At 53.0% G+C, this 13807-nt stretch carries 11 protein-coding genes and 1 tRNA gene; 11 read left to right on the forward strand and 1 reads right to left on the reverse strand.

Annotation, left to right across the window (positions count from 1 at the left end; translation table 11 throughout):
- The first annotated feature begins 5 nt into the window (after positions 1–5).
- The 9 genes from WCS52_02335 (at position 6) to WCS52_02375 (ending at position 9015) form a co-directional block, all read left to right on the forward strand.
- Complete coding sequence (locus tag WCS52_02335) at positions 6–2012, forward strand: hypothetical protein (GenBank protein ID MEI6166009.1); 2007 nt, start codon at positions 6–8, stop codon at positions 2010–2012.
- A 10-nt stretch (positions 2013–2022) separates the two neighbouring features.
- The gene (locus tag WCS52_02340) at positions 2023–2328 is read left to right on the forward strand and encodes a hypothetical protein (protein ID MEI6166010.1); all 306 of its coding nucleotides are present in this window, start codon (positions 2023–2025) and stop codon (positions 2326–2328) included.
- A 124-nt stretch (positions 2329–2452) separates the two neighbouring features.
- Positions 2453–2785, forward strand: coding sequence for a hypothetical protein (locus WCS52_02345; GenBank protein ID MEI6166011.1), 333 nt, complete (start codon positions 2453–2455; stop codon positions 2783–2785).
- 20 nt (positions 2786–2805) lie between these two features.
- A complete protein-coding gene (locus WCS52_02350; GenBank protein MEI6166012.1) occupies positions 2806–3570 on the forward strand; it encodes a hypothetical protein in 765 nt (254 codons plus the stop codon).
- Entirely contained in the window at positions 3567–3998 is a 432-nt protein-coding gene (locus WCS52_02355; GenBank protein MEI6166013.1) for a winged helix-turn-helix domain-containing protein, read from the forward strand. The genes WCS52_02350 and WCS52_02355 overlap by 4 nt, the downstream gene beginning before the upstream one ends.
- Positions 3999–4005: 7 nt before the next feature.
- Positions 4006–4869, forward strand: coding sequence for a hypothetical protein (locus WCS52_02360; GenBank protein ID MEI6166014.1), 864 nt, complete (start codon positions 4006–4008; stop codon positions 4867–4869).
- 47 nt (positions 4870–4916) lie between these two features.
- Positions 4917–5513: a hypothetical protein gene (locus WCS52_02365; GenBank protein MEI6166015.1), complete on the forward strand. Its 597-nt coding sequence runs from the start codon at positions 4917–4919 to the stop codon at positions 5511–5513.
- Positions 5510–7078 carry a hypothetical protein gene (locus tag WCS52_02370; GenBank protein ID MEI6166016.1) on the forward strand — a complete coding sequence of 523 codons (1569 nt, stop codon included), beginning with the start codon at positions 5510–5512 and terminating at the stop codon, positions 7076–7078. The genes WCS52_02365 and WCS52_02370 overlap by 4 nt, the downstream gene beginning before the upstream one ends.
- Positions 7075–9015, forward strand: coding sequence for a hypothetical protein (locus WCS52_02375; protein ID MEI6166017.1), 1941 nt, complete (start codon positions 7075–7077; stop codon positions 9013–9015). The genes WCS52_02370 and WCS52_02375 overlap by 4 nt, the downstream gene beginning before the upstream one ends.
- Positions 9016–10024: 1009 nt before the next feature.
- Here the strand turns inward: WCS52_02375 and WCS52_02380 are convergent.
- Positions 10025–10112, reverse strand: a tRNA-Ser gene (locus WCS52_02380).
- A 106-nt stretch (positions 10113–10218) separates the two neighbouring features.
- On the opposite strand from WCS52_02380, the gene WCS52_02385 reads away from it, so the two are divergent.
- Positions 10219–11361 (forward strand): hypothetical protein, encoded by a 1143-nt coding sequence (locus WCS52_02385; GenBank protein MEI6166018.1) that lies wholly within the window; start codon positions 10219–10221, stop codon positions 11359–11361.
- 72 nt (positions 11362–11433) lie between these two features.
- Positions 11434–13782 carry a hypothetical protein gene (locus WCS52_02390; protein MEI6166019.1) on the forward strand — a complete coding sequence of 783 codons (2349 nt, stop codon included), beginning with the start codon at positions 11434–11436 and terminating at the stop codon, positions 13780–13782.
- The last annotated feature ends 25 nt before the right edge of the window (positions 13783–13807 follow it).

The following is a 13807-nucleotide window of genomic DNA, read 5'->3' on the forward strand; positions in this document are numbered from 1 at the left end:
CATTTATGAATCTCCGCCAAGTCAGCAGTCTCAATCCTGTTTCATCTATCCCGGCTAAATTGGCCGTTTGGCTGGTTGTCGGGATGACTCTGGCGGGGAACTCTTTAACCGCAGTAGCCGCTGATTCGATCCCCACGCCCATACGTTGGCAGGTGGAGCGGTCGCGGCCCCAGAAGTTCCCCATCCCTATCAAGCGAGGTGAGTCAGTCAACATCATGCCGCAGTTCTTTGATTACAGTACGCCTGTTGACCTTTCGCCGGCCCTTGGAGTCTATCTTGAATACCGGGCGCAAGGTGACACCAACCGCTATGCTGTTACCGGATCACTCACAACGAATGCTGGAGAAATGTTCTTTGCCTGGACCCCTGCAGCTGAGCTGACCAACAGCTCATATCTGTATGAAGTCGTGATTTCTGGATTTACCAACACGTCAATCCGGCAGGAGGGCACGATTACAATGCTGCCGAACCTGGGCTATTCCTCTCCAGTCACAAACCCGACACCGATCACGTCAATTGATTTCGCTACTGTTCGTATCCTCAATATCGGATGTTCCCCTTTCAACACCACTAATCTCACCCGTGGCCCCGCCGGGCCGCAAGGGCCCATTGGGCCTGGCGGCACGAATGGAGCGATTGGCCCTCCTGGCACGAATGTCATAGTATTTGTGGGGTCAGAGGTCGGACCTGTGGGGCCGACTGGTCGTGACGGCCGTGATGGATTACCAGGGCAGGATGGCGTTATTGGACGGGATGGTTTGCCCGGAATTTCCCCGACAATCAATATTGGGAATGTCACCACCGGAACCACCGCCGCCGTGACGAATACGGGTAACTCGACCAATGTTGTCCTGGACATTGTCATACCGCCCGGTCCCCAAGGTCCGATTGGACCCGGTATGACGAACCTTCCCGCCGTTTGGGATGCGGACGCGATCGGGACCAATGCCCTCTATTACAAGCTCAACGGTGAAACCATCACACGGATTGACTCCAACGGTTTGACGATGCTCAAGGGCACAATCCAGCTGTTTGAGGAGGATCTATACTGCAATGTGCTGCGGTATGACGGTTCCCGGACCGCGCCGAGTGAAACATATGCCGGCCACCCGGGAGAGTTCGGGACCTACGGCCGTGGGTATGATGGGCACTGGTGCCATGCGTGGGAAATTGGTGGTACGGAAATCGGTATTTTCCACGCGAGCGGCATTACGCTTATGTCAACGAATTACGCGTTCAGCGGGAAACACCTTGGCGACATCTCCGGAACAACCGGTTACCCAGAACCAATATTCACCGCATGGCAGACCAACATGAATTTCAGCACACTTAGCCTGTCGAATCTGACAGTGACGCCGGGCGGGATAGATGTGCGCGATACTCTCAACACGATCCGAACGCACGCGGATCAGTCCGGGATTACATACAAAAACGCGGGAGGAATAACCCGGTCAACCCTTAGCGACGTGGTTTATATCAAGGATGAGCTGGGTCGTAACCGGACAATGCTGGATTTGAATGGCGTCACGACCTACGACGCCCCCAGTCAGATGCCGATTCTCGGATTCGGGTCTCTAGGACTGGATATGATTTCGTGCAAACTAACAACGGGAAATTTTGCCTACACACTGGGAATAGCCTACGGACTTCAGCTATGGGACCCTTACCAGAATACCTTCCGTGCACGATTCAACTACCAGGGGTTGAACATCTATAATGCCTCAAGTCAGGCCGTTTTCTCTGTCGATTCCGGTGGCACGCCCCTGATCACAATGTGGAACACCGCCATCACCAACTCCGGGTCTCTGACGTTTTACGGGGCGAACGCGACTAACCTATGCACTATAACGGGAAGCACCGGAGCGATAAAAATCCGGGGCGTTGACTCAGACACCCGTTATCCCGTAGCTCCTACCGGGATGACGGCGTTCATCGCCACAAACATCGTCGGCACCGTCACGCAGAGAATCTGGTACACGGCTCAAGGCATCGTCACAAATCACGTTCCATAAAGGAGACCCAATGAAATACGCACTTCCAATACCTATTGATTCCGGCTTCAAATATGACTCCGTGCTGATTGATAATGTGAAATACGACGGATCGAAATACACTGCCGATGTGTTCGGGGTAGTCAACGGTGAACCCCTCCCGTTCATTTTTCAGACGCCAGCCGGCCTACACCGGGTGACGAACTGCATAATCACAGATGCAGAGATCGACGCCGTGTTGGCAGAGCATCCCGGATTGACGGTCAGACTGGACGCCGGGATCCACCTGGCCATGGAACGCCTCTATGCCTTGATCGGAGCGCAGCCGAATGCGTAACCCCTTCAACTATTTCCGCAGGGCTACAGACGAAGCTAAAGACTTCCTTAAGGGGAATAAACTTTGCCTCTGTTTTCATACTGTGCCTGTCGTCGAGTGGCGGCAACTGCGGAAAATATCTCTGATGTTTGTCTTTATTTGCATGGTGGCCTATGCCGCTTTCAGCCAATGCCCCGCCGGAGAGGATGGACAGAATGGGGTTGATGGTATCGGGCCTTCTACAGGGAGTGTTGAGGAAAAATCACCCCCAAAGCCCACCGTCTATCGCATCAGCATGGAGGAAGGGGTTGAGCTGCCCGCCGGGACCATCCTGAACGAAGAGGAACGTAAGGCCGTAATGCGGCTGAATAAATTAATGGCTCACTGGCCGAAAGGTCTATGGTTGGCATCTCATAACGGGAAACTGGTTATGGTGAAAATGGGAGCTGACGGCAAGCCTATGGGGGCCAGCAAATAATGCGCAATGGCTGGATAGTCATGTTGCTGATCGTAGGTGGGTGCGCCACATCCCCGGTATTGCCCCCGCGCTGGCAATTGACTGCCCCTCAGGCTGCATCTGCCCAGTCATCCGAGGAAGTTTACCTGGGGAAAGTCTATAAATCGTATGTCATAAAATTCATTGCATCAACGAATGCCTGTGCTGATCCTGATATCTCCGCAGATATGGCAACAAACCGATTGCCCGCCCGACGCTTTCACATTGACCTGTCAATTGACGGCGGTTCGAACTGGATCCGGCGCATAGGGTATGGGGTTCAGGCTGATGCGTCTATGGTTCAAGCCGAGCTTCAGTGGAGTCCGCCTGCTGATTACAGTTTGCTCACCACGTCCGCCATGGTCCGCGCCACTAATCTGGACGGTCAACCGTGGCCCACCCGGACCCCCGCCAGACCCTACGATCTGCCGGCTGGTAAATACCCCGTTTCGTTTACGTTCCCAATTGTCGGGGCGACCATCACTACCCCGGCAGCGGGCTCAATCCAGTGGCGTGGAGAGGGCGTAGACATGTCATGGCGTCAGTCCGGAGGCGGAGCCGTGTGGGATTTATACTGGATCACCCCGGATAGCAAAGGTGTCGATTTCTCCCACTGGATCACGACCATCAGCAATGTAGTGGAAGGCGTAAACAGCAAGCGCATCAGCCTGAATGCGCCTGTGGCTGATCAACTGCAGTTGTACATCATGTCTCAATCTGACCCTAACTTGATAGGTGTGTCCCCAATCTTCACGGTGGATCCATGAAAAAATTATCCTTCCCCGTCTGTACATGTTGCGGTCAATCCATCATCCCCCGCAGCCTTTCTATCGCACAGATTTTAGAGGAATGCGGCATGCTCCATGTTTTGCCTGATGTCCGACTCGACTTTAAAACTATGACGGCAATTCGCAAAGGGAAACCAGTCAAACTCACGAAAACAATGTGGCGATTGATGGCCATTTTAATCGCCGCTGGAGGTGATCTCGTTACCCGGAAAGATTTGAATGTGCTTTGTTTTGATTCAATCTCCATGAATATCCGATCTCTGGATACATTCTTTGCAATGATTCGGAAATTGCTGGGAAATATCATTAAAACGCATCATGGCCTTGGATACAGTTGGTGTCCTGATGGGTATGTCGTGAAGTACACCATGCATTCACGAAACCAGAAGAAACAGAAAAAGAAGTGAAAACATCATGCCTTCCTTTTCATCCATGCCATTTCTCGAAGCCCTTAAGCGCTTACAGGGTCAATCTCTGCTCCCCACATCCGCCGGTACCTACGATTTAGGGCAACTTCCGGCTGATCTGCGTGAACGCGCATTCTTTTCCGCCCGGGTAGTCAATGCGGATATCCTGCAGCAGGCCTATGACCTGATCACCCGCGGCGTGAGCGGCGGCGATCGCGACGCGTCCGGTAATTATGTTCCTGGCTCCTCTGTTAATCTGGCAACGTTCCGCCTGGAGATGAAGAATTACCTGCAGTCGATCTCCTATCAGCCTGAGGCAGGCGAGGAAGGCACCCTTAAAGACCTTTCGAGCGATAAACGCCTGGAAGTTATTTTCAAAACAAATGTCCAGATGGCCCAGGGCTATGGCACCTATATCCAACAACAGGATCCCGCCGCCCTCGATGCCTGGCCGGCCCAGGAACTCTACCGGCTGGAGGATCGCCAGGAGAAGCGCCCCTGGGGGCAAATCTGGAATGATGCGATCCGGGAGATCGGCATTGCGAATACCTCGGCGATCCCGGTGGCAGACCCTTATGCCGATTCCGGTATGTTTTCCCTGGTGAATGACCCAATCTGGGCCGCTATCAGCCAGTTTGATCTGCCGTATCCACCGTATGCCTTTGGATCCGGTATGTGGGTCCGCGCAGTGTCCCGTCTGGAGGCTCAGAATATGGGCCTGCTTGCCCCAGGCGATGCCGCCCCTGTTCCTGATATCACTCCCTTTAATCAGGACGTGCAAGCGGTTGTAGGCGATCTTGCACCGTCGTTGCAGGATGCTCTTTCTGCGTTCGGGAAGCTCATTAACGGCGTGTTTCACCTCACCAAATGACCATCTCCATCACCATATCCGGGCCAGCTCAGGAAACCCTGCAGGGAATGCATTCAGATCTGGCTAATGAAGGTTCCAAACATGTCGCTGGTGGCGCTGTTAGCCGCCTGCTGAAGGATCATCTGGGAGGGCTTGATAGTAGCCGGCCGAACAAGATTGGTGGCAAGCGTACCCATTATTATGCCGATGCGGCCCGGAACGTCTCCTATGAGGTGTCAGGTGATGGCGCGGAGGTGAAGGTCCACCAGATCGGGATCGCGCTGCACTACTACGGGGGCGTCATAAAGCCAACGGGCGGCCGCAAATACCTCACCATTCCGGTGGATCCGGAAGCCTACGGCCGCCGGGCGGGTGAATTTAATAATCTGGAAATCGCGTGGGGACTTACCAAAGGCGGGAAACCACGCCCTATCGGTCTGGTTAAGAAAAACGACTGGGCCTATAAGACCAAGAAAAACCGTAAGTCCGGGGCCAATGAGGTGGTATCTGCGTCATATGAGGGCGGAAAGTGGATGTTTGCCCTGGTACTGTCCGCCACGATCCCTGAGGACAAATCAATCCTGCCGGAAGATGACACCATTCAGGCGGCGGCTATGTCATCCATCACCGATTATATCATCTCTAAAATGCAAGGACACTCATGAGCGCTGATTCTGAATTGCTGATCAAGATTAAGACCATCCTTGAAAGTCAGGGCATTGATGCTGCCAAGGCGAAACTGACGGAGTTGACCAATACCACAAATGCGGCCGGCCTTTCAGAGGCGGCTGCTAATAAAGAGCGTGATGTGACCGTCGATAAGGCTGAGAAGACGGCAAAAGCCGTTTTAGCCATGAACAATGCAATGGCGGGCGGGATGGGGCCGTTCCGCGCAGCAATCTCAGTTGCCAATCAGTTGGGCGGTAATTTCGCAATGCTGGCCTTCAAGGCATCGGCAGTTGGGGCAGCAATGACCATCGGGTGGAAGATGGGTTCTGCTCTCAAAGACTGGGTTACTGGAGCAAAAGAGGCTGAAGGCGAGATGGATAGGATTAAGAAAGCCTCAGATGAGCTGCGCGATCGCGTTTTAAAACTCAACGACATCCGCCTTGATAATCTGAAGGCAGAAGCAAAAGCGATCGCGGATGGATTTTCAACGGCAGTTGATAAGGCAGAGCGGCTGAAACGGCTCAGCGATCTGCGTGAGGATACGGAACTGGCTACTGACCTGGCTGGGGTAAATTTGCGCTTCGAAAAAAAAGAGATCAATGCCAACGAACGCGATCGGCTTGAATTGAAATATCAGCATGAGTCTGAGCAACGGAAAAATAGGACGGAAGAAAAGCGAATCAATACAGAAGAAGGGCTTTCATCCAGCCGTATTTCACAGGCGAAAGATAATTTCACGGACCTGCACTTTAAGGCCAGAACAGCAAGTAGTGAATATGAGGACTCTTTACAAACATTTAAAGATAATGGAGGGAAAAACGCTGAGGACATAATTTCTGGAGGTAATCAGTCTCCTGAATATTTAAAAGCCATTAATGAGGCGAAATCTGATCTTAAGAAGGCGAGGGAATATTTAGGTCCTGATGGGAAACCAAATGAACTTGCCATCAATCAGGCGCAGAAAAGGCATGATGCTCTAGCCGAATTGCCGGGATTGAAATTAATCGCTGATACCTCAAGAAAAGACTTAGATTCATTCAAACCTACCCTGCAAAAAACGGTGCAAGAGGAAGCCATTAAACAGGAACAACTTGATGCCGATAAGGCCGCTCTCCTTGAAAGGGCCAACACTTCATCCTTAAAATACAAGACGGGAAATGCCGTTATTGAAAACAAAATCACCTCAGATTTCGACAAAATGGCCGAAGAGCAAAAGCCGGCCCATTTAAAAGCACGCGACATGGGGCAGTCCGTCATTGATTCTCTCCATATTATTCCGCATGCAGATACCGGTAACGATGGCCGCCGTGTTTCAAGATCCAAGCAAAATGAACTAGATTCAAATGATCTGAGTGAGGCAAAGAAAGCGATTATGGAAGCTACAAACGCTTCCTTCCATGGCGGTGACACTAAAGCCGTAATAACTGAATTGGCGGCTGCACTTAGGAAGCATACTGCTGAATTATCCGGAGCAGTTCAGCCCAAAGACCTCATTCCGCTGTTCAATGCCATAAAAAATATCAATTCTCAAAACAACGTATCCAGGGGGGCTGACTCATGAACTGGAAAATCAACGGCATGATCTTTGCAGACCATGATTTGTCCAATATCAGCCTGGAACTCTCCAATATGGCTACGGATCGCCTTACTTTCGAGGCCCCGGGCAGATCAATCACAGACTCATCGCTCTTCTCCTATGATCAGACCGTTGCCATCACCCGGGATGGTAAACCCTTTTTTGTTGGCAGATGTGGCCGGCTGCCGGTTTACGGTGACCCAAAACAGGAAGGGCATTCCTATGAAATTCTCGGCCCATGGGATCAGCTTGAGCGCCTTATTTATATGCAGCGCTGGAAGTCCGGATACTGGGCTGGTGATGTCTATCGCTCTGAGTGGAACTACAAAAGCCGGTGTGTCCTTGGCCAGGACGAAGAAGGAAAGGCTATTCCGATTGGAAAAATCATTTCCAACGTCATTGAATATGCGAAATCTTGCGGAGTTTTAATCACAAGTGGTGAAATTACGGACGGCCCTTATATGGCATGGGACGAAGTCACAGACATGTCATGTGCCGACGTTATCCGCCGCCTTACCCGCTGGCTTCCTGGTTCCGTAGGGTATTTCGATTATTCCACAGTTTCCCCGGCCTTTCATTTCAAAGTCAGGTTTGAGATACCACCCGTCACTTTGAAAATTGAATCTTCTGTCGAGTCCGTTAATTTGACAGCCGTGGGATCCCGTTCAGTGCCGTCCGTTGTTCTCATATATGAACAGACCAATGATGTTGAGGGGGCCACGAAGCTTTCCACTATAAAGGATGCATATCCTGACGGGGCGACTGGTCGCGAAATAGGGGCTATCGTCCAAACAATCAACTTGCCCGGGTGGAGTTCCAGCACCACCGTTCAAAAGCAGTCAGTTCACTGCCGATTTATCCCACCGCTTGATTATGATCCCATCATGTTTCAGAAGTGGTTTCTTAGGCATCACCCCGAATGGACTATCCCCGGATCTCCGAATGTTTTCAATATCCTCAAATATCGCAACGTCACAATCGACTCTGTTACAAGGGACTCTGACCTACATTTCGAACTGGTAGAGGGGACGCTGCAGGACTGGATGCGGAAATACATCCTGAATAATGACGGCGAACGCATACTCAACCCCAATAATAAATACAGTTACGAGGATGTTGACGACAATGTCATGACGACCATCTCATACCAGGTGATTGGTGAGGATGGTTCCGTTACACGAGAGGTGAAAGGGGAGGTTGTCACCACCCAGATCGTGGCCACCAATTGCCCCCCGGGGACCTATCGTAATGTGTCATCGTCAATTTCGGCTGGTGATGAGGTCATAAAAGGCCTGGCGAAGTATATCTATGAAACCCTCAATGCAAATCATTTCAGGGGGAGCGTATCCATTGCTGAGGAAGAGGTGACGGGATCAATAGGACTGGGGAATCGCCTTTTGATTACTGGAGGTAAAACTGAGTGGTCAAGCATGTCCGCCGTTATTCAAAGAATCCAGTCGAATTTGGATAGCGGGATCACGACCATTCAGGTGGGGCCCCCACAGCATTTATCAGCAAACGACATGATCGAACTGCGCCGGGCAAACCGCTCCCGCAAAAACTGCCAGGATGCTGATGCCAGGATAACTGGGGAGATGTCTAATAATAATGTGGAACTTGGATCTGCTGCCCCTAAAGGTTTCGGGGCATCCAGCCCGGGTAATTGGGGCAGTTTCATCGATCTTGTTTCGGCCATTGGCGCATCTGACACCTCGTTAGATATCCAGAAGACAAAGGTGCATGTGAATATGGTAGGGTCCCCGGCTACACAGGCGCTTCCGTTCGTTACCATTCCCGTTGTCACACAGGTTCGTTTCTATAACGACAAACTTGAAATTAAAACCAAGAACATTAAGACTTTCCCGGTGTCCGACCTTGAAAGCGACTGGATTACGATCGCCACCGCAGAACCCTGCAACTGATATGGCACTCAAATCAAAAAACGGTATTTTGCTTTCGCGGAATGGCCACCTTTGCACGACGTGTTGCGAAGATAATTTCATGACCATTCTATATGAGTGGGATCCGCCAACCCGTGACCTTGATACCGGGACATCGTTTTTAGACGGTACAGTAGGCTGGTCTTGCGGGGGATCTGGCCCATTCATTACATGGCTTAGCGGTGATAATACAAGTTATGGCCCGGAAGAGGTCATGGTACAAGTGCGTGAGTCTCACGCTGCAGGCGCATGGGTCTCAAGTGTGGAGATTCACTGCGCGGCCGGATGGTATTACCCTGCAGGCGGATCCGGACCTGCCAGACTCCGCGTCACATTTAACGGTGTCACTCAAACCATGTCCTTTTCCCCAGGGTCTCAAAAAACCTGCGCAACCACTCCTGTTGGAAAGATAACCGTTCATGATGACTGGACATTTACCCTTACCGGCCCCTGATCTTGTCAAACTGGCTGAATCCCTGTTCCCCGGCATGTCCGCCCCGGCCGCCTACCTCCCTGATTACCTCATCCGGGCTATTTTGCGTTCCCCATCATCTGTATCCGGAATTACCTTATCAATCACCTCAGGAATTGGCGTACTGGACATCGTTAATGGATCCCTCAATTTCACCCCTGTTTTAAGTCATATTCAAGACGGGTGCACTGCCATTGCAAAGGGGCGTTTTGAAGTATGCAAAGTGTGCCCCGAATCCCTGGATGGGTTCACCTGTAAACTGGTGGCCGGGTGCTGTTTTGGTAAACGTAGGACTGATCCGTCATTTCACTGCCCGAAAGGCGCGTGGTAATCATTATGTCTCATGAGACAGTTCAGGGATGAATAATATCTCAGATCGTTGATAAAACAGGGGGGGTGGTCTCGTTTCTTCTCACATCGCCTCCAGCGCCCCGCAGCCAAATTCCCGCGTATTCTCGCCTTGTCCCGCTTTCTCTCACTTCTCAGATATCACTGTGCTCTTCAGCGCCGAGCGAAGGATGGCGGAGGGGGAGGGATTCGAACCCCCGGTGCCTTGCGGCACTCCGGTTTTCAAGACCGGCGCGTTAAACCACTCTGCCACCCCTCCGTTGCAATCACGAATGTGAAGCGGTGAGACTAGATAAACTGGCATAACCAATGCAAGTGCTTTCTCCTCCTTTCCTTCCCCCCTCTACCTGTGGTAATACTAGACCATGTTCAAGGCGATTGATAAATGGCTGCCTGGCTACCTCCGTTCGATCCTTGGCCGGCCGCGGACGCCCAAGGGGACCCGGCATCTGATTGTGGCGGTGTGTGATCACTTTGAGCCGTTCCGTGGCGAGTCCGCAGCAGACGTGGCACGTCAGACGGTTCGTGATTGGCTGGCCGCCTACCCCGGGAGCGTGGATAAATTTCGTGATGTTGACGGGTTTCCCCCGCGCCACACGTTTTTCTATCCCCAGGAGGAGTATGACGCCACGATTCTGGACGATCTGGCCGTTTTTTGCCGCAAAGGCTATGGCGAGGTCGAAATCCATCTTCATCACCGGCATGATACAGCCGAGGGGTTCCGGGAGAAGTTGGTCGCATTCCGTGATCTGCTGCACGAAAAACATGGGTTGTTGGGCGTGGAGCGTACACGCAAAAGCGCCTCTTACGCTTTCATCCATGGAAACTGGGCGCTGTGCAATGCGAGGCCGGATGGTGATTGGTGCGGGGTGAACGAGGAACTTGGCATACTGGCCGAAACAGGCTGTTATGCCGACTTTACATTCCCCTCGGCCCCGTCTCCGACCCAGCCCCGCATGGTGAATGCCATATATTACGCCAAGGATACTCCCGGCCGTCCCCGTGCCGCGGATCGGGGCGTGCGAGTAGAGGCTTTCGGTCAGTGCGAAGCATCGCGCATCTCACGTCTCACATCTCACGTCTCACTCCTCCTCATCACCGGGCCCCTTGCGCTCAACTGGTGGCGGCGGAAATGGGGGGTGTTGCCGAGGTTGGAAAATGCGGAGATTTCGGGAGCCAATCCTCCCACGGCCGACCGGATTCGGTTATGGGCGCGTCAGCAGATTCATGTGGGGGGGCGGCCGGACTGGATATTCGTGAAGCTTCATACCCATGGCTGTATGCCAGCCAACCAGGCGGTCCTGCTGGGGCCAGCGATGAGGCAGGCCCATCAGCTCCTGCAAAAGGAATTCAATGATGGGCAGCACTGGCAATTGCATTACGTGACGGCCCGCGAAATGGCGAATCTGGTGAAGGCAGCGGAAGCAAATCTGCCCGGATCTCCCGGGCAATACCGGAATTATCAGGTTGGTCCCCCCGGGGAAATTGCCGCGTCCAAGAAATCGTAGATCTCTCCGGTTTCCCCTCAGGTTCAGGAATATGCTATATTTAATCAATTATCCCAATGGGGGGCTTCGATCATGAGTAAACAGCAAATCAGTGGTGAGGGAAAAATGTTCAATTTGAACCGATGTAATGCGCTCCGCGCTGTAGGGATGGCTTCCTTGGTGGCAATGTGTGTATTAGGCGCCTTGAGCCTACAGGCGCAGACGGTGGTCATCAGGACCCGTCCCCTGACGCCTGGTGAAATCAAGGATGCTGGATTAACCAACACGACCCAGCTGGCCAATGGAGTTGCGAACGTCGGACTGGGGCAGCCGCTCTATCTGGAGGCACTGGTGACCAAGGGGCAACCGGTATCCGGGGCGACTTGGTCATGGATCAACCGGCCGACAAATTCCGTGGCGTCCTTTCGGGTCAGTCCGTTGTTGACCAATGTGGTTGCCTCGTACGATGGAGGCGATAGGAAGTATTACGATATCGCCGGGCGGACCGTACTGGTTCCTGATATCGCCTGCGATCCGTTTATTACCAATAACGACTTTATCGTCGGCGTTGCGGTTGTGCTCAGCAATAAAACCCTGTATGCCACGAATACCTGCTACGGCTCCCTGTATATTGGCTGCCTGGCCTGGACCAATAATTATACCGGGCCTAACGGGGAGGGCTTCTGTTATGTCTGTCATAATTCTCCCTATGCGGGAAGCAAGATGGCGCTATGGGGGCAGACGGCCCATGCCACGGCATTCACACGCAAAATCAATGGTGAGGCTGGCGCCGGGTTCAAGTCGACCTGTGTCTCCTGCCATGTGCTGGGTTACGATAAGACGGCCAGTGCGAACAATGGCGGGTTTGATGATATCGCGACACAGGTCGGTTGGGTATATCCAACTAATCTGGCGACGGCCGCTGCAACCAACAACTGGAATCTCATGCCGCTGGTGCTCAAGAACAAGTCCAATATTCAGTGTGAAAGTTGCCATGGACCCGCCGACCGCCACGCCCGGAATCTGGGGGACATCAATGCGATCGGTCTTTCGCTCAGTGCCGGCAATTGCGGACATTGTCATGACAGCATGACGCACCATGTGAAAAACTATGAATGGAGTCAGTCGTTGCATGCAACTGGCGAGGTGTTCAAGTCTTACACCAGCGAAGCCGGTTGCGCCCCTTGTCACAGCGGGCAGGATTTCATCCTGTCGAAGGATCCTGACTGGGCAGGGGTTACCAATCCCGTGCGTCTGGGTACCGCGAATGAGGGAATTACTTGTGTTACCTGCCATGACCCCCACAGCACCGGGATGGGCGATTATCAGCTCCGCTCCTTCACCAATGTGGTCCTCTTCAACAATGCGAAATTTACCCAGGGCGGCAATGGCTTGTTGTGCATGCAATGCCACATCTCCCGTCGGGATGCGGAATCATATGTTCTGCCACCCCTGACGGCCTCGGGTGCCTCCCGCTTTGGGCCGCATCATGGGCCCCAGACGGACATGCTATTCGGCACGAATGCCGTTCAGTACGGGATGTCGATGCCCAGTTCGCGGCACATCAACGTGCTGGAAGATTCCTGTATTGAGTGCCATATGCAGGAAACGCCCACCAATGGGGTGGCCATGAACAAGGTCGGCGCCCATACCTTCAGCCTCAGTTATACGACCAACTCAACCACGGTTAACATGACGGAGACCTGCGTCAAGTGTCATGGCGAGATCGAGGACTTTAATATCGGCGGGGGCGACTATGATCACGATGGGGTGATCGAGGGGACCCAGACTGAGATTGATGGCATGGTAAACACGCTCGCCCTGCTCCTGCCGCCGGTCGGGTCAACGACCGTGACCCCGACTGCGGCCTATACCCTGAGTCAGCGGAAGGCGCTTTACAATTACCTGTTTGTCACAGAGGACCGGAGTCACGGGGTGCACAATCCGAAGTACGCCGCAGCCATCCTGCAGGCCTCGATTGATGACCTTACGGGCGGGATCGATGTGGATCGCGACGGGCTGTTGGATTCGTGGGAAATGGCGAATTTCGGAAGTCTGACCGCTCAAACCGGGGCGGGTGATCCGGACCATGACGGCGTACCCAATGCACTGGAAATGGCGGCAGGAACCAATCCGAACAACAGTGATTCGGACGGGGACGGCCTTTCGGATCTCGCCGAATTGCAGGGGGGGAGTAATCCGCTCAGTGCGAGTTCCAAGCTGACAACCAATGCGGTGAATATGCTGCCTGCCCTGGAGCTGGCCTATCTGCCGGGTACCTTGGGCGTGACGCAGCAGTTCCAGTCCGTGACTGCGCTGACCCTGTCCAGCAGCTGGACGAACATCGGGTCCCCGTTTGTCAGTTCCAACGCCTGGTTCTATAACCTGCAGTCGACCCGTAATACGAGCAACAAGTTTTATCGGGTGATTCAGGTCCCGTAAAAGACCTGGTGATGGCGTGGGGTAG

The organism is bacterium, assembly GCA_037128595.1.
Lineage (GTDB): Bacteria > Verrucomicrobiota > Kiritimatiellia > CAIKKV01 > CAITUY01 > JAABPW01.